17 protein-coding genes are annotated in these 22,802 nt (G+C 54.4%); 4 read left to right on the top strand and 13 right to left on the bottom strand.

Annotated features, from left to right (window positions below; translation table 11 throughout):
- Positions 1–216: 216 nt before the first annotated feature.
- Both ODJ80_RS13570 and ODJ80_RS13565 read right to left on the bottom strand, forming a co-directional pair.
- Positions 217–1,179 (bottom strand): hypothetical protein, encoded by a 963-nt coding sequence (locus tag ODJ80_RS13570; protein WP_263042505.1) that lies wholly within the window; start codon positions 1,177–1,179, stop codon positions 217–219.
- A gap of 41 nt (positions 1,180–1,220) precedes the next feature.
- Positions 1,221–2,153, bottom strand: a complete 933-nt coding sequence (locus tag ODJ80_RS13565) for a hypothetical protein (RefSeq protein ID WP_263042504.1) — start codon at positions 2,151–2,153, stop codon at positions 1,221–1,223.
- Positions 2,154–2,384: 231 nt separating this feature from the next.
- Here ODJ80_RS13565 and ODJ80_RS13560 point away from each other — a divergent pair, with 231 nt between their 5' ends.
- Complete coding sequence (locus tag ODJ80_RS13560) at positions 2,385–4,037, top strand: S-layer homology domain-containing protein (protein WP_263042503.1); 1,653 nt, start codon at positions 2,385–2,387, stop codon at positions 4,035–4,037.
- Positions 4,038–4,143: 106 nt separating this feature from the next.
- Here ODJ80_RS13560 and ODJ80_RS13555 read toward each other — a convergent pair whose 3' ends face one another.
- The 7 genes from ODJ80_RS13555 to ODJ80_RS13525 all read right to left on the bottom strand — a co-directional run bounded on the left by ODJ80_RS13555 (position 4,144) and on the right by ODJ80_RS13525 (position 12,242).
- Positions 4,144–4,908: an EFR1 family ferrodoxin gene (locus ODJ80_RS13555; protein ID WP_263042502.1), complete on the bottom strand. Its 765-nt coding sequence runs from the start codon at positions 4,906–4,908 to the stop codon at positions 4,144–4,146.
- Positions 4,909–4,948: 40 nt separating this feature from the next.
- Entirely contained in the window at positions 4,949–6,073 is a 1,125-nt protein-coding gene (nagA, locus tag ODJ80_RS13550; protein ID WP_263042501.1) for an N-acetylglucosamine-6-phosphate deacetylase, read from the bottom strand.
- Between the two features lie 40 nt (positions 6,074–6,113).
- On the bottom strand, positions 6,114–6,287 hold the full coding sequence (locus ODJ80_RS13545) for a pro-sigmaK processing inhibitor BofA family protein (protein WP_178862935.1): 174 nt from the start codon (positions 6,285–6,287) through the stop codon (positions 6,114–6,116).
- Positions 6,288–6,360: 73 nt separating this feature from the next.
- On the bottom strand, positions 6,361–8,586 hold the full coding sequence (rnr, locus tag ODJ80_RS13540) for a ribonuclease R (protein WP_263042500.1): 2,226 nt from the start codon (positions 8,584–8,586) through the stop codon (positions 6,361–6,363).
- A 38-nt stretch (positions 8,587–8,624) separates the two neighbouring features.
- On the bottom strand, positions 8,625–9,998 hold the full coding sequence (murD, locus tag ODJ80_RS13535) for a UDP-N-acetylmuramoyl-L-alanine--D-glutamate ligase (RefSeq protein WP_263042499.1): 1,374 nt from the start codon (positions 9,996–9,998) through the stop codon (positions 8,625–8,627).
- 32 nt (positions 9,999–10,030) lie between these two features.
- A complete protein-coding gene (locus ODJ80_RS13530) occupies positions 10,031–11,842 on the bottom strand; it encodes an ABC transporter ATP-binding protein (RefSeq protein WP_263042498.1) in 1,812 nt (603 codons plus the stop codon).
- Positions 11,843–11,906: 64 nt separating this feature from the next.
- Positions 11,907–12,242: a hypothetical protein gene (locus ODJ80_RS13525; protein ID WP_263042497.1), complete on the bottom strand. Its 336-nt coding sequence runs from the start codon at positions 12,240–12,242 to the stop codon at positions 11,907–11,909.
- Positions 12,243–12,379: 137 nt separating this feature from the next.
- Here ODJ80_RS13525 and ODJ80_RS13520 point away from each other — a divergent pair, with 137 nt between their 5' ends.
- From ODJ80_RS13520 to rlmD, 3 genes are all read left to right on the top strand, one after another.
- Complete coding sequence (locus ODJ80_RS13520) at positions 12,380–13,330, top strand: D-2-hydroxyacid dehydrogenase (protein ID WP_263042496.1); 951 nt, start codon at positions 12,380–12,382, stop codon at positions 13,328–13,330.
- Positions 13,331–13,431: 101 nt separating this feature from the next.
- Complete coding sequence (locus ODJ80_RS13515; protein ID WP_263042495.1) at positions 13,432–14,613, top strand: iron-containing alcohol dehydrogenase; 1,182 nt, start codon at positions 13,432–13,434, stop codon at positions 14,611–14,613.
- 379 nt (positions 14,614–14,992) lie between these two features.
- Complete coding sequence (gene rlmD, locus ODJ80_RS13510) at positions 14,993–16,633, top strand: 23S rRNA (uracil(1939)-C(5))-methyltransferase RlmD (protein ID WP_263042494.1); 1,641 nt, start codon at positions 14,993–14,995, stop codon at positions 16,631–16,633.
- An 87-nt stretch (positions 16,634–16,720) separates the two neighbouring features.
- On the opposite strand, the gene ODJ80_RS13505 is transcribed toward rlmD, so the two are convergent.
- The 4 genes from ODJ80_RS13505 to ODJ80_RS13490 form a co-directional block, all read right to left on the bottom strand.
- A complete protein-coding gene (locus ODJ80_RS13505) occupies positions 16,721–19,321 on the bottom strand; it encodes a DEAD/DEAH box helicase family protein (protein ID WP_015574436.1) in 2,601 nt (866 codons plus the stop codon).
- 3 nt (positions 19,322–19,324) lie between these two features.
- Entirely contained in the window at positions 19,325–21,319 is a 1,995-nt protein-coding gene (locus ODJ80_RS13500; RefSeq protein WP_263042493.1) for a DNA methyltransferase, read from the bottom strand.
- Between the two features lie 145 nt (positions 21,320–21,464).
- Positions 21,465–21,992 carry a DUF6680 family protein gene (locus ODJ80_RS13495; RefSeq protein WP_015574438.1) on the bottom strand — a complete coding sequence of 176 codons (528 nt, stop codon included), beginning with the start codon at positions 21,990–21,992 and terminating at the stop codon, positions 21,465–21,467.
- Positions 21,992–22,225, bottom strand: a complete 234-nt coding sequence (locus ODJ80_RS13490; protein ID WP_015574439.1) for a helix-turn-helix domain-containing protein — start codon at positions 22,223–22,225, stop codon at positions 21,992–21,994. The genes ODJ80_RS13495 and ODJ80_RS13490 overlap by 1 nt, the downstream gene beginning before the upstream one ends.
- Positions 22,226–22,802: the final 577 nt, after the last annotated feature.

Below are 22,802 nucleotides of genomic sequence, written 5' to 3'. Positions count from 1 at the left end.
GAACAGGATGGGGGAAAAGTGTAGCTGTTGTTTTGATGCTTTTTCCGTTTCCGCTTTCGTTTCCAAGCAAAAAACCTGCTCTGGCTTAATTGCCGGAGCAGGTTTTTCTACAGGCTGAAGGGCTCTCCCTATAAACGGGAGGGCCCTTGCTTTTTCTTTTCAGCAACCGCAAAACCTCTGGGGAAGGGTGGCTTAGGAAACTTTTCAAATTCCCCCTTACCGTGGCTTTGGGCCGCTGGGATATTGAGGCGGAACCGGTGGGCGGGGCAGCACTGGCCCCACGGGGTAGGCCGGGAAAGCCGGCGGGTAGCACAGGAAGGTCATCTTCCGGCGGTACTCGCTGAGAAGCCGGGACAAAAGGATCATGGCAACGGCGGAACACAGCATCTGCAGGCCCAGCACAGGGAACATCATGCAGAACATCATGCCATACAGTATCCCGAATACCGCAATCACCATCATAAACCCCGTAAGCAGCCCTGGCACACGGTTGTCAGGAACACCGGTGGCCGCGGTTGCTTTGATGCGGTTGAGCGTCTTAACGGCACAGACAGCAAAAGCGATCCAAAGGGCGCAAAAGCCGCCCATCATAAGGATCAAAAGCACAAACATGCCGACCACCATTTCCAGTGGGGCAGCGCCGTAATTTTCCCCGTTCACATAATAGGGGACCTCTGGCATGGAAGCCGCTGAAACCACGGAAAATATCCCCAACACCAGGAGGAGGAAGGCAAGCAAGCAATAAACCGCCAACTGGATATAGGCCATCACCTGAAAAATGGTGAGGCCCGCTGTGGAGACATTTCCTGTCTTTCTGTTGCGGCAGGCCGCGTAAAACAGCCACAGCGCCGCCGCGGACAAAGCTGCTGGGGCGGCGAACAGAATTCCCGAAAGACCTGTGGCCTGGTCCATAGCCCGCACCAGCTCCTCAAAGTCCTCGGGAGTGATGGCGCCGCTTGCGCCAATGTAATACAGGGGGCTGGTCACCGCTCCCACCCCTAAAAGCGAAAGCAGGCCCAAGAACACCACTGCGGAATACAGGACAGCCGCTGCCAAAAGCTTCGCGGAAACGCCTAAGGTTTTAATCAGGTTGACCGCCGGATTGGTGGAACGCAAAGGCGCGCCGCAGGGGCAGGGCACTCCATCCGGCAGCATCCTGCCACATTTGGGGCAAAGCATTGCAACCCCTCCTTCCGCATGAGGAACTTTTCGCTCCAGCCTTACTGCTGGGGCGGATAAGGCGGCATGGGGGGCTGGGGATAAACCGGCTGCACCGGAGGATACAGCAGCATGGTCATCTGACGGCGGTAGTCGCCCAGAAGCAGTGACATAAGGACCATGCACGCGGCAGCTGCCAACGAGGCCAGGCCGCCCAGAGGCGCTGTAAGCAAGGCCACCAAGCCGCTCAAGCCGTTGAGCACGCCCATTATCATCATAAAGACAGTCAAAAACCTGGGCACGCGGTTATCCGGCACACCGTGCAGAGCGGAAGCCTTAATGCGGTTGATCGTTTTGATAACGCAGATTTCATAGACCAACAATAGGGCAAGCACTGCCAAAGCCACCAGCAGGACAAAGATAAGCAAAGCCATCACCGCGGCCACGACGCCGTCGCCATAGCCATAAGAATAATAGCTGGAGTAGAGATCGCCGCTGCCCCCCACCGCAAAAAGCACGAGAAAGAAGCAGATCACCAGCAGCAGGATCAACAGGCACACGCCTACCAGGCCGATATAGGAAATCACCTTGCAGATGGTCAGCCCTGCTGTGGAAACATTGCCTGTCTGCACGTTGCGGCAGCTGACATAAAACAGCCAAATAGACACCCCAATCAAAATAGCGGGGATCAGCCCAATCACTGCGCCTGCAATGCCGCCCCCTTCCGCCGCTTCCATCACCGTGTAGAAAGCATCAGAGTTCAAGCCGTAATTGGCTGCGTAATAATAGAGCGGGCTTGCAAGTGCATCTGTGTTGAAGACAGACACAGCAGAAAAGAGGGCCGCCACAGAGTACAAGATGGCCACCGCCAGGAACTTAGGCGAGGAGCCCAGTGTCTTGATGACGTTTACTGCCGGGTTGGACGAAAGCAGTGGCGCGCCGCAGGGACACTGCGTACCATCGGGGATTACCCTTCCGCATTTGGGACAGATCATAACAATTCCCTCCAAGCTACGTTTTTTCGCTGTTCCGCGCACAGGGGCAGGGCCCCTTTCAAAGGTACACGGATGGCTGCTTTTATATTACAGGAAAGCAGGGAAAATTGCAATTAAATTCGCAGAAGGCAGGAGATCTTTTCTAATTTTCCAAAAAAGGTGGACTTTTTGACGGAAAGATGGTATATTATGTAAAGTGATTTTCCATGCAGCGAGGAGGAGAATGATGAAATGAAAAAGAAAATGAAAAAAACGCTTTCCCTGTGGCTGTGCGTGCTGCTCTTTGCGGCGGGCCTGCCTTTGGGGGCGCAGGCCGCTTCATTTTATGATGTGCCCTCGAACGCTTGGTACAGCCAGGCCGTGAATTCCCTGGCAGACCAGGGCATCGTGTCCGGCACGGGGGACGGGAATTACTCCCCCAAGGCCACGCTCACCCGCGCCGCCTTTGTCACCATGCTGGCAAAGGCAACCCTTTCCGCCACAGATTTGTCGCAATACACCTTTTCCAGCTCTTTCAGCGATGTGAAGAGCTCCTATTGGGGGAACCGGTACATCAACTGGGCAGTGGAAACCGGCGTGGCCAACGGCTATGAGGACAACACCTTCCGGCCAGAGCGGGCGGTTACCCGCCAGGAGATGGCGGTGATGGTGAAAAACCTGGCGGAGAGCACGGGCAAGCAGTTCCCCAACATCAACAGCGCAATGACTTTCCGGGATCAGGGCCAAATTGCCTCTTGGGCAACAGAGGCTGTGCGCCTGTGCCAACAAGCCAGCGTGATTAGCGGCGACGCAGACACCCGCATGTTCCGCCCCACTGGACGCGCCACCCGGGCAGAGGCGGCCTCGATCGTTTACAAATTCCTGCAAAACTGCAAGCATGGCGACTACATCATCGTGCAGAAGCGCGTCAACGGCGTGGCCACAAGGGCCTTGGTCTTTTTCCCGGACGATTTCAACGCCGGGCTGGCGATGGCGCAAAACATGGTGGATGGGCGGGAAAGCGCCTCGTCCATCATCCAGCGCACGGGGGCCACGATTGCTGTAAACGGCGCGTTCTTCAACATGGATGACTATACCCCCCTGGGCACATTGATCAGTGATGGGCGGGTGCTCACGGTGGATAACACCTATGCCCCGGAAAAGGCCGCCTTGGTCATGTCGCCCTCCGGCGACTTTTCCGTGGAGAGCTTCTCCACCTTCTTCACCGCCACCCTGGTGGATGAATCCGGCGCAGAAGTGGCCTCCTTTGAAAAGGTGGGCGTGAACAAATGGCCCAGCAGCAGCTCAGACGCCACACGCTTGATTATGACCCGGGACTGGGGCACCACGCTGAATTTCTACACCCGGGACGCTGTGGTGGTGGACGCAAACGGCGTGATCACCGCAGTGTACACTTACGCCGAAAACGTGACAATCCCGGAGGGCGGCTATGTGCTGTGCCAGCGGGCCCGCCGGCAGTACGAAGGCAGCTTCTTTGATTCCTGCAAAGTTGGCATGACCATCGAGACCAGCCGGCAGTATGTGGACGCTTCTGGCAGCGAGCTCTCTTTTGACCCGGAGATTTCCATTGGCGCCGGCCCCCGCATTGTCAAGGGGGGAAAAGTCTATGGCGGCTATTCCACCTATGAGGAGGAGGGCTTCAGCTATGGCGTCACCTCTGGAAACACGCAGCGCGTGTGCGCGGGCGTCCGTTCTAACGGGGCCATGGTGCTGGTGGAGGCCAACACCAACCTTCCCACCCTTGCGCAGATCATGTTGGCCTTCGGCTGCCAAGACGCAGTAAACTTTGACGGCGGCGGCTCCGTGAACTTGTATGTGGACGGCTACTGGCTTTACGGGCCCCAAAGCCGCCTGCTGAACAACATGCTTTACTTCACCCGGTAAGCCCCGCCACAAAGAACCTGCAACACAAATGTCCCCCCTCCCGCTCGGGAGGGGGGACATTTGTGTTGTGATAAGAGAGAAGGCCAGTGGGAGATTCCCTTCCCGGCTATGGGAGGACTTCCTCCAGGGAAGGGCAGGTGTAATAGCCGTTTTTCCTCCCCCTTCCCTTATAGTCGATAGCGTGGACCTGGCATTTGTGGATACATCCCAGGCAAAACATACAGCGGGTCCCAAAGGTGATGGCTCCCTGCTCCAGCGCAATGTTGTTGACAGGGCACTCCCTGACACACTTCCCGCACTGGACGCAGGCATCTGACACCCGAAAGGAGCGGCTGTTGGCCATAAAACGGTTGAAGCTCCAGTTTACCGGCCCGGATAACAAACGACCCACGGGGCTGTGCCGCCTGTTAGGAAGGGGCTCCCCCTTCTGAATGGCTGCCGCGGCCTGCGCCAGAACAGGAAGGGCGGCTCTGATGATAGAGGCCGCTTCTTCCCTGCTTGGCATGGGGTAGGACACCATATAGTTGTCCGGCATGACAATGCCTTGGAACCCCATAAAGGCCATGCCGTTCCCCTCAACGGCGGCCTTGCAGTATTCCCGCGCGGCCCCGGAGGACTGGCCCATGGTGGCGAGCACATAGATCTGCCGGTTCCCCAGGAGACGGGCGCGCTTGAGAAAGGCCTCCACTTGCTTTGGCAGCCGCCAGGCATAGATGGGAGCCACCAGCACATACGGCGCTTCCGACCGGAACGCCCATTCTTTCCGCGCTTTAAAGACCTCGTTCAGCGAGACCAGCTCATCCCCCAGCTTTCCCGCCAAAACCTGCGCCGCAAGGCGGCTGTTTCCTGTGGCGGAAAAACACAGCACCATACGGCCTCACCTCCTTTCCCTTAGGATTTGCGCCAATGCCTCAATGATACACGGCGGCAATGTTCAAATGCTCATCCAGCACAACCAGGTCAGCCCGTTTTCCGGGGACAATGCTGCCGATTTCCTCTTCCATGCCAATGGCCTGGGCAGGGATCAGTGTGGCAGCCTTCACCGCTTGGGCAAAGGGGATGCCGAAGGAAACCAGGTTTTTTACTTCCTGATGCAGGTTGGAAACAGACCCGGCCAGGGTGCCGTCGGCCAGGGTAGCTTTTCCCTCATGGACGGTAACCATCTGGCCTCCCAGGTCAAAGGGCTCCCCTTCCGGCATGCCGTTGGCCCGCATAGAGTCACTGACCACCAGGGCCCGGTCTCCCAGCACCCGGAAGGCGGTGCGCAGCACAGCGGGGTGAATGTGGAACCCGTCGCAGATCAGCTCTCCTCTCACCCGGCTGTCCTCAAACACCGCGCCCACCACACCGGGGGCCCGGTGGCTTAAGCCATTCATCGCGTTGAACAGGTGGGTGGCGTGGGTGACACCGCTGTCAAAGGCCCGCTTGGCTTGCTCATAACCGGCGGTGGTGTGGGCGATGGACACGGTGCACAACTGGCTGGCCTTTTCCGCAAACGCATAGCCGCCAGGCTGCTCGGGGGCGATATCCACCAGCCGGACGATACCGCCGCTCAAGTCATAGAAGTGCCGGAACAGCTCAAAGTCCGGGGAAAGGATGTCTTCCTCCTTTTGGGCTCCCTTTTTCTCCTTGGCGATAAAGGGGCCCTCCATGTTCACGCCCACCACCCGGGCGCCGTCCTCCATAGGGTGGTCCATCATATCTTTGGCGGCCAGCAGGGCCCTCTCGATGGTCTCCCGCCCCGTGGTCATGGTGGTGGGACAGAAAGAGGTGACGCCCCGCTGCAGCAGGAAGCGGGCCATGGCCTCCAGGGCTTCCCGGGTGCCATCGCAGGTGTCCGCACCGCCGCAGCCGTGGATGTGCACATCCACAAAGCCGGGCACGATGGTGTAGCTCCCCTCGCAGTCCACCGCCAGGTCCTCTTCTCCCCTGGGCAGGTCCTTGCCCACCCGCAGGATTCTCCCCTCCTGAATCTCAATATCCCCTTGAACGAGCTGGAAATCTTCATCCAGATAGTTGGCATGAATGAGCAGCATTTGAAACATCCTCTCTTTTTCCATCGGCCAAACCCGCCCTTCACAGCAGGGCGTTCAACAGCACCAGCAGCGTGACCCCAGGAACACCCAGCAGCCCTGCCGCCCCTATGCTCAAACGGTTGAGGGGCACCAGAACCCCTGTATAGTCCCCGCACAGGTTGACAAGCGCCAGGGCCGCAAACCCCAGCACCGCCGAAAGCAAAAAGTCCTTCATAGAAAATACGCCCCCTGTTTGTCCGGTATAGTGATACCTATGAGGGGGCATTTTTCTTTATGACGGATTCCGCTCAGGGTTCTTGGGGCATAAAGTCCACACGGCCTGTTGCCACATCGGCGGCGGCTACAATAATACCGATCTCCTCACCCATCATCAGAACCCGGCCAGAGCGCAGATCCCGATGGGAGACTTCTCCATCGTATTCAAATTCACAGTTTTCAAAGTCGTTGAGGCTGACAAAGCCCTCCGCATTGTTCTCCAGCTTGACAAAGATGCCCTTGGGCGTCACGCCGCTGATGATGCCCATGTGGCGCTCTCCCAGATGGGCCTTCATATATTCGGCGATATAGCAGTCCTCGGCGGAACGCTCGCCAGTGACGGCCCGCACCTCTGTCTTGGAGGATTCGGCAGCGGACAGCGTGGCAAACTCCCCATAGCGTTTCTTCAGCGTGGTCTGGTCCGCCCCCGCCACCAGGTCGCTCAAGATCCGGTGGATGGAGGTGTCGGGATAGCGGCGGATGGGCGAGGTGAAGTGGCTGTACTCTCCCAGCGCCAGGCCAAAGTGGCCAATCTCCCGGTCAGCATAGTGGGCTTTCTCCATGGTGCGCAGCACCCGCTGATTCACCAGAGAGGCCCGCGGCGTGTCCTTCACCCGGTCCAGAATAGCGGCAAAGTCCTTGGTGGAGGGCTTTCCCTTGCGCAGCTCCCGGCAGGGGATGCCCAGGCGTTCCAGCAGCTCGGCCAGCTCATCCACGCGGTCAGGCTGGGGCCGTTCATGGACCCGGTACAGGAAGGGGATCTCCGCTTTCAGGGCAGCCTTCGCAGCGGCAATGTTGGCGGCAATCATCATCTGCTCGATGAGCTGCTCGGCCTCGCCGGTGGTGCGGGGCAGCAGCTGAACGCACACACCGTTCTCATCCAGGACGAACTTGGTCTCGTCACTGGAAAGGTCCATGTTGCCCCGGCGGCGAGCGGCCTCTTGGAAGACATGGTACAGCTCGTTGGCCGCCATCAGGCTGTCCATGACCGGGGCGTACTTGTCCAGAATCTCCTGGGTGGCGGTGCCGTCCAGGATGGTGTTCACCTCGGCGTAGACACCACGCACTTTGGAATTGATGACCGCCTTTTCAAAGCGGTAATCCAGCATGTTTCCCTCGTTGTCAAAGTCCATCAGGGCGGAGAAGGTCAGCTTCTCCGTGCCTGCGTTCAGGGAGCACACCCCGTTGGAAAGGGCCTCTGGCAGCATGGGAATGACCCGGTCTGCGAAATAGACCGAGGTGCCCCGGCGGAAGGCCTCTTGGTCGATGGGGGTGCCAGCCTTGACATAGTGGGATACATCAGCGATGTGCACCCCCAGGGTGTAGCCGTCCACCGTTTTGTGGACGGAGATGGCGTCGTCCAGGTCCTTGGCATCAGCACTGTCGATGGTGAAGATAGGCTCGTCCCGCAGGTCCAGCCGCTGGTCGATGTCCTCCTGGGTGACAGTCATTTTGGAGATCTCCTCCGCCTGGGCCATCACCTCCGGGGGGAACTCTGTGGGGATGCCGCAGCGGACGATGATGGCGTCGGCGCAGACCCGGGCCCTCTCCCCCGTGCCGAACACGGAGAGGATCTCCGCCTGGGTCCAATCCCCCCGGCTGTCCTGCAGGGGCTTGATGAGGACTTTATCCTTGTCTTTGGCGCCGTTAAGGCTTCCCGCAATGCTCAGGTCATACCGGAGAGAGCCGTCGGGGGTGACCCGCTTGCCCTCCTCGTCCATGTGGACAGTGCCGGTCATAGGCTCTTCGGACCGGGCCACAATGCGCTTGACCCGGCCGCTGGGACCCTTGTCCCGCTTTTGCAGGTCCGTGAGGATGACGGTGTCCCCCACAAAGGCGCCCTTCAAAGCGCTGCCGGGGACAAAGATATCCTCCCCGCCCAGCTTGGGCCGGGCGAAGCCGAAGCGCTCGGACAGGGAAACGATCTGCGCCTCGATGTCGCCGCCCCGGGGGATCAGCTTGACCCAGTGGTCCTTATCCACAGTGATTTCGCCCTTGTCCTTCAGGGAATGGAGGGCGTCGTAAAAGGCGTTCTTGTCGCTGAGGCCCGCCTCCCTCTGGAGGGAGCGGGAGGGCACCCCGTCTCCGCCGCAGCGCTTCAGGGCCGCGACGATCAGCTTTTCCTCCCAGCTGCTGGCGGCGCTGGGCAGCTCGTATTTCTCCGGGGGCGCAAAAGTGCGCTTGCCATAGCCATTGCCGCGGCCCCGGCCGTTTCCGTTCCTACCTCTGCTGTTGTTAAAATTTCCTCTTCTCTCCATACACACACTCATTCTTTCCCGGGGCCGTGCCCCGCATTTCACTGCAAACCATTTACCAATTCCTTGTAATGTCTCCCGCGCACCTCAAAGTTAGGGTACAAGTCAAAGGCAGCGGAAGCCGGGGAGAGGGAGACGATATCCCCCGGCTGGGCGTGAGCAGCAGCGGCGGCCACAGCCTGCTCCATATTTTCCACCCGCAGAATCTCCGGGGCGCCCTCTTTGTAATTTTCCGCCGCTTTCACGGCGTCCTCGATCTTCTGGGCTGTGGCGCCCATAAGGATTAGGGTCTTCACCTTGCCGCACACCACCGGGCCCAGGGGCTCGAAGGGGATGTGCTTGTCATATCCTCCGGCGATCATCAGGATCTTCTGGGGGAACAGGGACAGGGTGCCCGACATGACCCGGGTGGGGCTGGTGGCGATGGAGTCGTTGTAATACTTCACGCCGTGAAGCTCCCGGACAAACTCCGCCCGGTGCTCCACCCCGTTGAAGGCGGCAGCCACCTGCCGGATGGTCTCCGGCTCTACATCCCCCCACACGGCGGCGATGGCCGCCATGTAGTTTTCCACGTTGTGCCAGCCTGGAATCTTGATCTGGGAAATGGGCATCAGCTTCTCCTTGTGGACGTAGATATTCTCTCCATCGCACCAGACGCCCCGGTCCACCGGCCCGCCCCGGTGGAACATCCAGCAGTCCCCCCGCACCTCTGATGCGAAGGAGGCGGTGACCGCATTGCCGGCGTTCAACACTGTGCGGGAAAAGGCATTCTGATGCAGCAGGATGTTCTTCTTGGCGTCGATATACTCCTGCATGTCCTTGTGGACGTCCAAGTGGTTGGGGGACAGGTTGGTCACCACCGCCACGTCAGGGCTCTCCCGCATGGAGATCAGCTGGAAGCTGGAAAGCTCCACCACGGCGCAGTCCTCCGGCTGGATGGACCCGATCTCCGGCAGCAGGGGCTTGCCGATGTTTCCACCCAGGTGGACGTTTTTCCCCTGGGCCTTCAACAGCTCTGCGATGATCGAGGTGGTGGTGGTCTTCCCATCGCTGCCAGTGACGGCGTAGATTTTGCAGGGGCAGAGCTGGAAGAAGACCTCCATCTCGCTGGTAACAGCGGCGCCCCGGGCCCGGGCAGCCTCCAGCTCTGGGAGATGATAGCGCATGCCCGGTGTGCGGAAAATGATATCCTCGTTAAGATTCTGTAAATAGTCTTCCCCCAGAATGAGCGTTACTCCCAAAGCCTGTAACGCCTTCCCGTTTTCCCCCAGTTCAGCGAGGGAACGCTTATCCCGGGCGGAGACAAGGGCCCCTGCCTGCTGGAATTTCTCCATCAGGGGCATGTGGCTGCGGCCGATGCCGCAGAAGGTCACGGTCTTGCCCCGTACGCTGTTATAAAACTGCTCTTGGTTCATGGTTCTTCCTTCCCATCCTTTCCTGGGGGCGCTCAGGCCTTAGCCTGGTCCGGCAGGGTGTTGTCGTCAGCGTAGCTGCTGTACAGGTGGTAATAGATGCCCTTCTTTGCCATCAGCTCCTGATGCGTGCCCTTTTCCTCAATGCCGTTATGGGTGAGCACCAGGATAACCGTGGCATTTTTAATGGTGGTCAGCCGGTGGGCAATGGTGAATGTGGTGCGCCCTTTGGCCAGTTTTTCCAGAGAGGCCTGCACCAGCTTCTCGCTCTCATTATCCAGGGCAGAGGTGGCCTCATCCAAAATCAAAATGGGAGGATTCTTCAAAAAGGCCCGGGCAATGCTGATGCGCTGCTTCTGCCCGCCGGAAAGCTTGACGCCCCGTTCGCCCACAAAGGTATCGTACCCTTCGGAGAGCTCTTGGATAAAATCATGGGCGCCGGCCTGCTTGGCAGCCTGGATCACCTCTTCCCGGCTGGCGCCGGGCTTGCCGTATTGGATGTTCTCAAACACGGTGCCGGAGAACAGGTATACATCCTGCTGGACAAACCCGATTTGATCCCGCAGGGACTTCAAGGTCACATCGTGGATATTCTGCCCATCAATGAGGATACGGCCCTCATCCACATCATAAAAGCGGGGGATCAAGTTGCACAGGGTGGTCTTCCCGCCGCCGGAAGGGCCCACCAAGGCCACGTTCTCCCCGGCCTTCACATCCAAATTGATGTGGGAAAGCACCTGTTTGCCGTCATCCGCATAGGAAAAGCTGACGTTTTCAAAGGTCACACCGCCTTTTTTGATTTCCAGGGGCTTGGCGCCGGGCTCATCAAAGATTTCCACGTCCGCGTCCATCACCTGGAAGAAGCGTTCCACACCGGTCATGCCCTGCTGGAACTGCTCCGCAAACTGCACCAGCCGGCGGATGGAGGTGATCAGCGTGCCCACATAGAGCATGTAGGCCACCAGGTCTGCGGGCTGGATCTGCCCATTGATCATAAACAGGGCGCCGGCCACCAGCACCAGCAGGTTCATCAAGCCGTCGAACAGCCGGTTGGAAGCCTCAAACCCACCCATGTAGAAATACCGGTGGCGCTTGACGTTGTAAAAGATCTGGTTGCCCTTTTCGAACTTCTCCTTCTCCAGCTCTTCATTGGCAAAGGACTTGACCACCCGCACGCCCAACAGGCTGTCCTCCACCTGAGCGTTGATCTCGCCCAGCTGGACGCGCTGGCGGCGGAACTGCTCCTTCATCTTCCGGTTGAAGTAGATGGCCGCGATGATGATGAAGGGCACGATGGTGAACATGATGAGGGTGAGCCACACATTGACCCCGCACAGAATGATGAAGGAGCCAATGATTTTGATGCCCGCGATGAAAAATTCCTCCGGGCAGTGATGGGCAAATTCCGTCACATCGAACAGGTCGGTGGTGATGCGCGTCATAATCTGGCCCACCTTGGTGTTGTCAAAGTAGTTGAAAGAGAGCTTCTGCAGGTGGTCGAACATGGCGGTGCGCATATCGGTCTCGATCTTCGTGCCCATGATGTGGCCAATCGAGGCCATAAAGAAATTGGCCGCTGCATCCACCAGGCGCAGGAACAGGTACAGGGCGCCGATTTTAAGAACGACCCCCACCGTCAGGGAGGCCAGGTCGTTGATACCCGCGTTGGTCACATACCGCACCAGCATGGGCAGCACCAGCTCGCACACCGTGGTCAGCGCCGCACAGAACAGGTCAAAGAACAAAACAGCCTTGTACTTTTTGAAATAGGGAAGGAACCGGCGAACCAGCCCCTTGGGATGTCTCCTTACCTTGCTTTCCAAAAGTCCCACCTCAAGTCTTTCCAAAAAATTTCCATCTTGCATTATGCCACAAACCGCGGACAGAATCAACCCCCCGGGGGAAAGCCTCTCACCCATGGGGAAGGCACAGCAGCGCCAGACACGCTCCGTGGACCGAAGCCATCAAAAAGGGCCCGGCCGCTCTGAAGAGCTTTTTCAGATAAATTCCCACCAAGCCATCCACCGCCTGCACCAACAGCATGGCCCCTGTGGCCGCCGCCAAAATCCCCACGGAATGGCACCAAACAGGGATGGCCGCCAAAGCGGTCAGCCCCAGGCTTCGGGCCAGCATATACAGGGCGCTGGACCGGGCCGGCCCCTGTTCCCGCCGCACTGCCCCCAGGGAAAAAGCCACCCCCAGCAAGGCGCTGGCCAATGTGGCCGCCGCTGTAATCCCATATTCCACCCGCACCGCCTCCCGCTTTTTTCCGGTACTGCTATTGTAGCATGGCCGTGCAAGGCAAGCAAGGATCTCTCTGCCTGCCGCCGGTTGCAAAGGAGGGCCGGGCGATGTATAATCAAAACAGGAAGGAGGGAACGCCCATGAACATTGTGGTTCTGGACGGAGGCACCACCAATCCCGGGGACCTTTCCTGGGAGCCCTTGGAGCGTTTGGGCCGTCTGACAGTGTATGGCCAAACGCCCCAGGGGTTGGCGGTTCAGCGACTGGAGGACGCTCAGGCGGTTATTCTCAACCGCCTCTCGTTGGGGCGGGAGGAATTCTCCCGGCTGCCAAAGCTGCGCTATGTGGGCACCCTGGCCACGGGGTACAACACCATCGACGTGAAGGCGGCCCGGGAGCGGGGGATCACCGTGTGCAATGTTCCCCACTACTGTGAAGAGGCAGTGGCCCAGCACGCCCTCTCCCTGCTGCTGTGCCTGTGCAACAAGGTCCAGCGCTCCGCTGGCATGGTGCGGGACGGGCACTGGTCCCAAGCGGTGGAGGAGAGCCACCTTTCCCTTTCCCCAGTAGCGCTGGCCGGAAAGCGCCTGGGCATTGTGGGATATGGCAGCACAGGACAGCGTATGGCGGCGCTGGGGCTGGCCCTTGGAATGGAGGTGCTCCTTTTCAGCCGCAGGGAAAAGCAGGCCCCTGCAGGCTGCCGCTGGGTGGGCCTGGAGACCCTGTTCCAGGAGAGCGACGCGGTCTCCCTGCACTGCCCGCTGACAGAGGAAACCCGGGGCCTGGTGGGCAGGAAGCTGCTCGCCTTGATGAAGCCCACGGCGTTCCTCATCAACACAGCCCGGGGCGCCCTGGTGGATGAGCTTGCTCTGGCAGAAGCATTGGACCAAGGGCGGCTGGCTGGGGCGGGCCTGGACGTACTCACCCAAGAGCCCCCAGAGCCGGGAAACCCCTTGCTCTCTGCTCAAAATTGCGTCATCACACCCCACGTCGCCTGGGCGGCGAAAGAGGCCAGAGAGCGCCTCATCCGGATCGTGGCGGAAAACCTGCGCCGCTACCAGGAGGGACGCCCTCAAAATGTGGTGAGCTAACCCGTTTCCATGACAGCGGATTTCCTTTTTCCAAACCGGCAAAAGCATTTTACAGCCTGCTATATAGGGAAAAGAACATTGAGAAAGGTTGGTAGTATCCTATGAACAGCTTTACATTCCAAGCACCCACTAAGGTTGTCTTCGGCAAGGACGCAGAGGTCCAGGTAGGACAGCTCTGCAAGGAACAGGGGGCCACCAAAGTGCTGGTTCACTTCGGCGGGCAGAGCGCCAAGAAAAGCGGTCTGCTGGACCGGGTGTATGCCTCACTGGATGCGGCGGGAATCCCCTATGTATCCCTGGGCGGAGTGAAGCCCAACCCCCGGCTCTCTCTGGTGTATGAGGGCATCGAGCTCTGCCGGAAAGAGGGAGTGGACTTTTTGCTGCCTGTGGGCGGCGGCAGCGTGATCGACTCCGCCAAGGCCATCGGCTATGGACTTGCCAACAGCTTTGACGTATGGGACCTCTACGACCACAAGAACACCGCCAAGGGCTGCGCCCCTATCGGCGCTGTGCTGACCATTGCCGCGGCGGGCAGCGAGATGAGCGACTCCAGCGTCATCACCAAGGACGAGGGGGGCATTAAGAGAGGATACAATTCCGACCTGTGCCGCTGCCGCTTTGCGGTGATGAACCCGGAGCTGACCTACACTCTCCCCTCTTACCAGACCGCCTGCGGGGCAGCGGACATCATGATGCATGTGATGGAACGGTATTTTGTCCAGGAGGACACCCTGGCCCTCACCGACAGCATGGCAGAGGCCCTGATCCGCACGGTGATGAAAAACGCCCCCATTGCCCTGCGGGAGCCGGACAATTACAAAGCGCGGGCAGAAATTATGTGGGCCAGTTCTCTGGCGCACAACGGCCTGATGAATTGCGGCGGCCCCAAGGGAGATTGGGCCTGCCACCAGCTGGAACACGAACTGGGCGGCATGTTTGATGTGGCCCACGGCGCAGGGCTTGCCGCTGTGTGGGGTAGCTGGGCCCGGTATGTCTATGAGGAGAAGCCGGAGCGCTTTGCCCAGTTTGCCCACAATATTTTCGGCATTCCCTGCAGCGGGGACGCCAAGGCCACCGCTCTTCAGGGAATTGAGGCCATGGAGGATTTCTACCGCTCCATCGGGATGCCGGTGAGCATTCACGAGCTGGGGTACGACCTGACAGAGGAGCAGATCCAGGTCCTGGCGGAGAAGTGCTGCTTTGGCGGACGCACCATCGGCCTGTTCAAGGTTCTCCACAGGGAGGACATCCAGAACATCTACCGCGCGGCAAAGGGCAATTAAAACCCTGGCAGTTTGCGGGAACCCGTTGACTGGCAAGCCGTTAAATCAAGAAACATTCTCACTCTGTTTCACAAAAAAAGAAGGCAAAAGGAAAAGGACCGGTAAACCGGTCCTTTTCCTTCTTTTGGGGAGGAGTTGTATTGAAAAGTGCGGCTTTCTGCCGCTAGACTTGTACTCTTGATTACGGTACAATTATAATATTTCAGAGGCATCTTGTCAACGGTTTCACGGAGAATCTCTTTTTTTGCTAATCCGCCCTATCCCCTCCCCCCCTTTTTGTAAAATCAGCACAACGAAAAACCCGCAAACCCGCATTCTGCTTGAGTTTTTAGAGCGTGTGTGCTACAATCATGGACAGTGAATGACAGGGGGATGGCCAATGGCACTGGTTCAAAAAAATGAGATCGTAGAAATAGAGATCACTGGGATGACCACCCAGGGCGCCGGAGTGGGGCACTATCAGGGGATGGCGGTTTTTACGCCCTTAACTGCGCCAGGGGACGTGGCGCGGGTGCGCGTTGTCAAGGCCGCGAAAAACTATGCGTACGGAAGGCTGGAAGAGCTGGTCTCCCCCTCTGCGGATCGCATGGAACCGGACTGCCCCTGCTTTGCGCAGTGCGGAGGATGCTGCTACCGGCACATCACTTATGAAGCCGAACTGGGGATTAAGGCGGCCCGGGTTCAAGATGCCCTGACCCGGATAGGGGGCTTTCACAGCCTTCCTGTGCACCCCATCTTGGGAGCGGACTCTCGGGACGGCTACCGAAACAAGGCCCTGCTGCCCTTAGGTACAAAGAAAGACGGGAGCCTTTCCATGGGCTTTTACGCTGTGAACTCCCACCGCATTGTGGACTGTGAAGAGTGCCGCCTGCAGCCGGAGGAGTTCAACCGAGCGATGGCGGCCTTCCGGCAATGGGCGGCCGCTTACGGAGATCCTGTGTACGACGAGGCAACGCATTCCGGAAGGATGCGCCGGCTGTACCTGCGCAAAGGGGAAATGACCGGCCAGATTTTGGCCTGTGTGGTGGTCAACGGCAATGGGCTGCACCATGAGTCTGAGCTGACAGAAGCCTTAAAGCAGGCAGTGCCGGGGCTTGCCAGCGTGGTTGTCAATTCCAACCGGGAGCGGACCAATGTGGCCTTAGGGCAAAAATGCCGGACCATCTATGGCATGGACACCATTGAGGACACACTGTGCGGCCTGCGGTTCAAACTCTCTCCCCTCTCCTTTTACCAGGTCAACCGCACCCAGGCGGAGCGGCTTTACGAAGTGGCGGCAAGGTACGCCGGGCTGACCGGTCAAGAGCTGCTGTTAGACCTGTACTGCGGCGCGGGAACCATCGGGCTTTCCATGGCCGGGATGGCCCGGCGCCTGTTGGGGGTGGAGATTGTTTCCCAGGCAGTGGAGAACGCCCGGGAGAATGCCCGGCTCAACGGCATTGGAAACGCAGAATTTTTCTGTGGGGACGCGGGAGAGGCAGCCCGGATGCTGGCGGAGCGGGGAGAGCGGCCCGACGTCATTGTGCTGGACCCGCCTAGGAAGGGATGCTCTCCGGACTTGGTGCGCACGGTGGCGGAGTTTGGGCCCAAGCGCATTGTGTATGTCTCCTGCGACCCGGCAACCCTGGCCCGGGATTTGAAACTGTTCGCGGAGCTGGGCTACCCTCCGGTGGAGGCCATGCCAGTGGATATGTTCCCGGGAACGGCTCATGTGGAGACGGTAGTACTCTTGTCCAAACTTAACGCCAAGCAGCATATCGAAGTGGAGTTGAATCTGGACGAGCTGGATTTGACTGCGGCGGAGAGCAAGGCTACCTATGACGAGATTAAAATCTACGTGCTGGAAAAGCACGGTTTGAAGGTCTCCAGCTTGTATATCTCCCAGGTCAAGAGAAAATGCGGTCTGGACGTTGGCCAAAACTATAATCTGTCGAAGAAGGAAGATGCCAAAGTGCCGCAGTGCCCGCCGGAAAAGGAAGCGGCGATTATGGATGCACTAAAGCATTTTCAAATGATTTGATAAAAAATACAGCGAAATTGCGTTTTTGCAGTTTCGCTGTATTTTTACAATTTTGCTAATTTAACATTTTAGAGGGGTTTTTCTTTTTTATTGCCTAATTAGCGCCTGGAAATCTTCATCAAACTCTTTCATCCGTTTTTCCTGATTAAAGAAATGGAGTCCCCATATTTTGTAATTATTATCATCCGCAAACACGGTTACAGGAATTGCTTCACCACGCAATTGGAGTAGAAACTTCTCCTTCCATGCATCTTTCTCTAGAAGTTGTGTGCCCTTCGGTTCGATAAATATTTGTAGCTGCTCAAAGCCGTCCGTCTTATCCCTCTGCAGGAAAAGAACGTAGTCCGGCTCGAACCGTTCACCATCTTCAAACGAATAGATGTGGAATTCCCGCTCGTTTCTGACAAGGTAGATGCGGTTATACAGTTTTCGCAAATCAGCAACATATCCACGGAAATAAGCGACAAAAGCTTTTTCTTCTGATGTTCCGTAGTTATCGGTATAGACAAACCAGTCCTCCGTGGAGAGGTCGATTTTCCACTCGCTCTTTACGGATGGATCGTTTTGTGAGATACCAATACCGCCATCATGTGGATCGGTATAATTGACAGTCTTGTTACGAAAAACATCTCTGATCTTCCTTGCCCGGAAAGTTTTTGTTCCTCGGTATGTTTCCTCAATACCAGAAATAGAGCTGGCGATTTTACCAAGAACGTAGAAAACTGCCGCATAAAGCGTTTCCATAGTCGGATGTTCGTCCTTGCTCTGAATGTCTATACGGACAGCACCGAGATATTCATTATCCGTGATGAACTGTCTCGTAGATGAAACATTCGGAAAATATGAGCGCAAGGTGTTAAACTTAAATATAGGATATTTTATCAATGCCTTATTTACAACGGCATAATTAATAGCTGCTATCTCTCCGATAGTCAAATGTGCTGTTTTTAAATCAACAGCGATGTCAACACTCTGTGCAGTTTCTTTCATAACAGCATCAATGCCCGAGGCACCTGTTTCAGCACGGAAGTGATATATGTTGTCTCGAACAGTTGGTGTAAGACCACGTACATCTTTTCTATCTTTTACTTCTCTGTCATTTAAGAAAATTAAGCCTTGTTTATATATATCAGTATCTTTGAAGCTATCCTTAAGGATATACTCGTGCTGCACAATCTTGTCGGTGTCCAGGCCAATTTCACGCAGGGCATTATGCAGTTCCGTCACATAGCGATGGTCGTTCTGGCAATGGTAATAGAGTGTTTCGCAAACGCGCATCTCGCTGGTTACATCCTCATCGTATTTCCTTTGAAACTTCGGCTGCTCATCGTCAAGCTGGAACGGGCAGTACCGTGCTCCACGCCCGATTAGCTGTGCTTCCGATATAGTGGCGGGCGCTATTTTTTTGCCGCTGGACTGTCTCGTTTCATAAAGTCGGACGATGTCAAACAGATTGAGGACATCCCAACCTTCATCCAGCTTCTTAACCTCGAAGATTGCCCGGTAAGGATTGTCCGCGTCTTCAAGCGAATTCAGGAGAATTTGTTTTTGGGTGGCATCCTTATCATCATTTACGGAAACGCAATGTGCCTCAGAGAAGTCATCACGAAGCTCCGCAGCAAGCGTATCAAACGAGATGGCGTTGTTTGCGAAGTAAGCAAAGGCTCTGTGCATAACATCATTGTTAACGACAGTAGAAAGATTGCGCAGTTGTACCCCTGTCAGCTTTTTTACCATTTCAATAAACTCAGCCATACGGTCCTTGCTATCGGAAATCTTAGCAGCTTTAAAAAGTACAATAGGTTTAATTGCAAGACGATGATCTTGAAACACCTTCAAACGATACTGACTGAGGACAAGTGCCTGCAAGGCCCTCTCCATGGTGGTCAAGTCAGAACGTAGTGTGAGGATGTCCTTGGAATATCCGTCGTTATAAAATTTTGCTAAGGCATAATCAAATATAATTTTGTTCTCGTATGCCGCACGTATTGCCGGATTTGCAAGGTCACAGGTAGCCGTAAACTCCAGCAGGACGTTATCAGCATTCCGGTTGAAGATATTCTTTACAGTCTGCTCCCAGGAATGATAGCTTGATTCCTCGTCAGCAGACATTTTCTTCCTTGTATCAACATTCAGATGGTGTGCCTCATCGGAAATCAGCACAACCTTCTGCTCGTCAAAGTCGTCAAAGGACATTCCGTTTTCCTTTGTTATCCACATATCCATGTGGAGTCCTTGCGTGGTTGCAAAGCAAATGTTGATGGCATCCTGGTCTGCATACTGAAAATTATCTACCTTGTTAATGCGGATGCGTTCCCCGTCCAGCACAATCTCATCTGCAAATAGATATTTTGAGGATGCCGGATTACAAAAATTTTCCCGTGTCTTTTCGACAATATTCGAGAGATTAACAAAGAACAGGAAATTACGATATCCTTGCTTATACAGATACAGCATCAGCCCCGCCATAATCAGTGTTTTGCCACTACCTGTTGCCATATGGAAAAGCACCTGGGTCGGTTTTGGGCGATTGTTGCTCTCAAAATGTGTTATAAAGTTTTCAAACGCTTGCTTTTGATACGGACGCAGTTCAAAATTTGGATTCAGGTTCTCCGAGATGTAGGACGGAAGAACAGCGCTACTGCCATATTCACGCAAGGCATCTATTTTTTCGTATAAAAATGCCATCGATTATCCCTCCCTGTAAAAGCTCCTCGTGAACGCCTTGTCCTCATCGGAGATGCCAAACTCCTCGTCATCAATATCGCAGTAGTTTACATACAGGAGATTTTTGTCTAAGATTTCCATCAGGAATCGCTTCCTGTCATCCAATGAAAGGGCGGCATAATCATCGGCAGCCGTATCAATGTCCGCAGGATTCACCTTGTAGCTGATAAACCCGGACTTTACCATCCTTTCGTAGATGTCGGACAAAGTGGTATCATCAGTAGCGGCTTCGATTTCTTCCACAATCGTCTGGTTCAGCTTTGCAAGCTCACAGTAAATAAAAGAACCACCGCCTTGCCAGTCAACATCAGAAGAAATACCGGTTTTCTCACCTGCAACAACAGAACTCAAACGTGATTTTATCATCTCAATTTGATTGTCCATTTGTTCACAAGTAATATATCTTCTGTTCATTTTATGTGCAACTGCTGCTGTTGTCCCAGAACCGCCAAAAAAGTCTAAAATAAGATCACCTTCATTACTGAAGTAATTCAAGAAGAACTTTAAAAGTTGCTCTGGCTTTTTTCCTCCCTCAATGTCTACGCCACCTTCATTACGGCAATTGCCAAAATCAGCTTCAGACGACAAATAGTTATAAATCAGATTGGGAACGGGTTTTTCTTTGTCGTATACACCAGTTCTTACCTCATCTTTAATTGCAAGAGGCACGCCGCTATAGAATTTACCTCGGAATGCACTTGCTTTTTGAGGTCCCAAGATATATCTGAAACCAAGTCCGTCCTCACCCATGTCATGAACTTTATACAGAACTTTCAGCCCATCAACTTTTTTCCTGTCAATAAGATATTTTGCAAGGAACTCAGCCGCTGTGCCACCTTGACGAATCAAACTACCTGTTGCCCAAGTCTCTTTCAATCCATCAATATTAGGCTCGGTCTTTATAATTTCGTACTTTCCATCTGTATAAATATCTACCTTTTTTCCTCCAACCTCAATGGTCTGCGGTTCTGCAAGTTCCCGTATTTTCCAACAAAATTTATCCAGGGAATACTGCTCCTTAATTTTATTGATTCTGAATGCTCCATGGTTTTTTGAATAAACATGAACAGTTTCCATCACTTTGTGCAATGTGCTATCCTCAGCCAATGTCTTATTCGTAAACCTCACTTGCACAAAAAAAGTCGTTTCGTATTGCTCAGCACCAAATATCTCATCACACAAAACTTTTAGATAGGCTTGCTCCTTATCATCTGTCTGAATAAGTATGCACCCATCACGAGTGAGGAGCCTTTTTGCATACTCTAATCTTGTTTTCATGAAGGAAAGCCATGTAGAATGATTGAAGCTATCGTTATATCCAAAGCTATTCTTTTTGCCAGTATTGTAAGGAGGATCAATATAGATGCACTTTACCATCCCTTCGTAATTGCGCATCAGAGTTGCAAGAGACAATAAATTATTTCCCTTGATTACAATATTGTCTGTAGAAAGAAACTCTGTTGTTGGCGATTGATCATCCTTCGAATATCTTACCGCATTGGACAAAACTTTTGGAAACAGCAGTCTATCTACATCATCCGGGGCAAGTAATTGATTGTAAAATACTTCTTGCCTTTTCTGATCCTCCATAGTTTGTCCTCCCTCGAGGACACAATCTTTATACGGGAACACAAGTTCAACCTTGCCAGAGGTGGAAATCAAATCACCGTTTTCATCTGCAAGTCCAATTTTGTTCTTAAAACGCGTATAGCTGTCCGGCAGAAACTGGCGATTATTAATTACCCAGGCAAAGCCTATTTTATCAAAAACCTTCACACCATCCACATCTGCAAAAAAACGGATGCTTGTTTCTTCGTTTGACAGAAGAAGATGAATAAGTCCTTGATCCATTTTCAGCGCAGCCTCATAAACTGCATTACGTAGGAAGGTGCCATCTTTGGCCACAAACCTCTCGTCCGATTTTAATACCGCCAGTATGGTTTCATAAAAGTTTGCCATTTCGTTCTCCTCTATTCATAAATAATTCAGCATATCGTGATGGAACTTATCAGCATATGCTTAGACGCGTCTTGGCCATATTAACATTCCAATACCCAGTACAGCACCTGCTAAAACGTTTCACCATCCTACCTATCCAATCTATTCAAGTGTTGGTATGGTCTTTGTCTTCTGAGTTCTGCTGGGGCTTGCCCATCATTTGTGAAAGAAGTCCGGCTGCTTTGGCCCACTCTACTTGTCCGGTCATAATTTGATTGTTCATTGTAAGTTGTTGATCTAATCCTTCCGGATAATATGGATTTTGAATTACATCCCATGTGATTTTATCTTTATATCCAAGATCATTGGCCATTAGTTCCAGCAGTTTGCATTGTTCCCGATATTGTTCCTCTCTTGCCACATCTTTTTTGCACTTGGAGCGCCAAATGCCAAGCTGGTTCCTGATCTCTTTGTTATCCGTAAAAACAATGTCAATAGAATTAATGGCATTTACTGCCTCTAAAGCTGCCCATCCGGTAATACGGCGAGTCATGAGACACTGAAATATTTGCATCTTATCTTTTCTTTTTTGGGCTCTTTCCTGAAGATATTGGCCTACTATTACAGCAACAACCGGAATAAGCAGCACCGCAATCAGGTTGAGAACTGCCATTATTTTTTCAAAGGTAGTCATTATTCGTTTTCCTCCTTCTCTTCCGCTTGATATTCAGGAAAAATATCCATAATGTCTCCGACATTGACTTTTAACACGCCACAGATTTTTCCCAACGTCTCCAGAGTCACTTCTTCATCGCGGTTCAGTTTTGTCATGGTGTTGGGGGCAATTCCCGCTGCACGGCGCAGATCCGCCTTGCTCATCTTCCGGTCAATGAGAAGTTTCCAAAGTTTATTATACGAGATGACCATGAGGGGTACCTCCATCAGAGAATTCGACCGTTTTATTATACCAGATATAGGGACTTAGGACAATCAGTTTTCGCACTCCAATACGAAAATCTCCAACTAAGACCGAGGGTTCCATGTATGCTTTGCCCAGCCGCCGCTGAACAAAAACAGGCACAGAAATCTGCCCGCCATCTGGACAAATTTCTGTGCCTGTTTTACCTGTTCGGGCAGAAGCGCATCCATCGTGTGGGAACAGGATGGATAGCCACCGCACGAATAGATGAGGTGTCCAGAGGGACGCAGTCCCTTTGGCTCTGGGTTTCCAATAGGGGCGAGTAGCACCCCTGTTGGCACACGACTTTCCTCCGGAAAGTCTAGTGTGTTATACCTTTGTGGAGCAGATGGCAGCCGGAATTGTAGCACACCCTGGAAAGTTCGGCTACAGTTGCGGCGTTCTGGCGGGAAAGGTTGCCCCTTGCGGGGCAGCATAAGCGACAGAAAAAAGGCTGGCAGGCGGTGCGGATATGCACTGTCTGCCAGCCTTGTCATTTGTGGAACAAAGGTATATCAAAGCCCTCCGTCAGCCTCAGCTTACCAT

Origin of the sequence: Acutalibacter sp. LFL-21 (assembly GCF_025630755.1) — a bacterium.
GTDB lineage: Bacteria > Bacillota > Clostridia > Oscillospirales > Acutalibacteraceae > Acutalibacter > Acutalibacter stercoravium.
The sequence above is the reverse complement of the archived record's forward strand: the minus strand, read 5'-3'. Positions and strand labels throughout refer to the sequence as shown.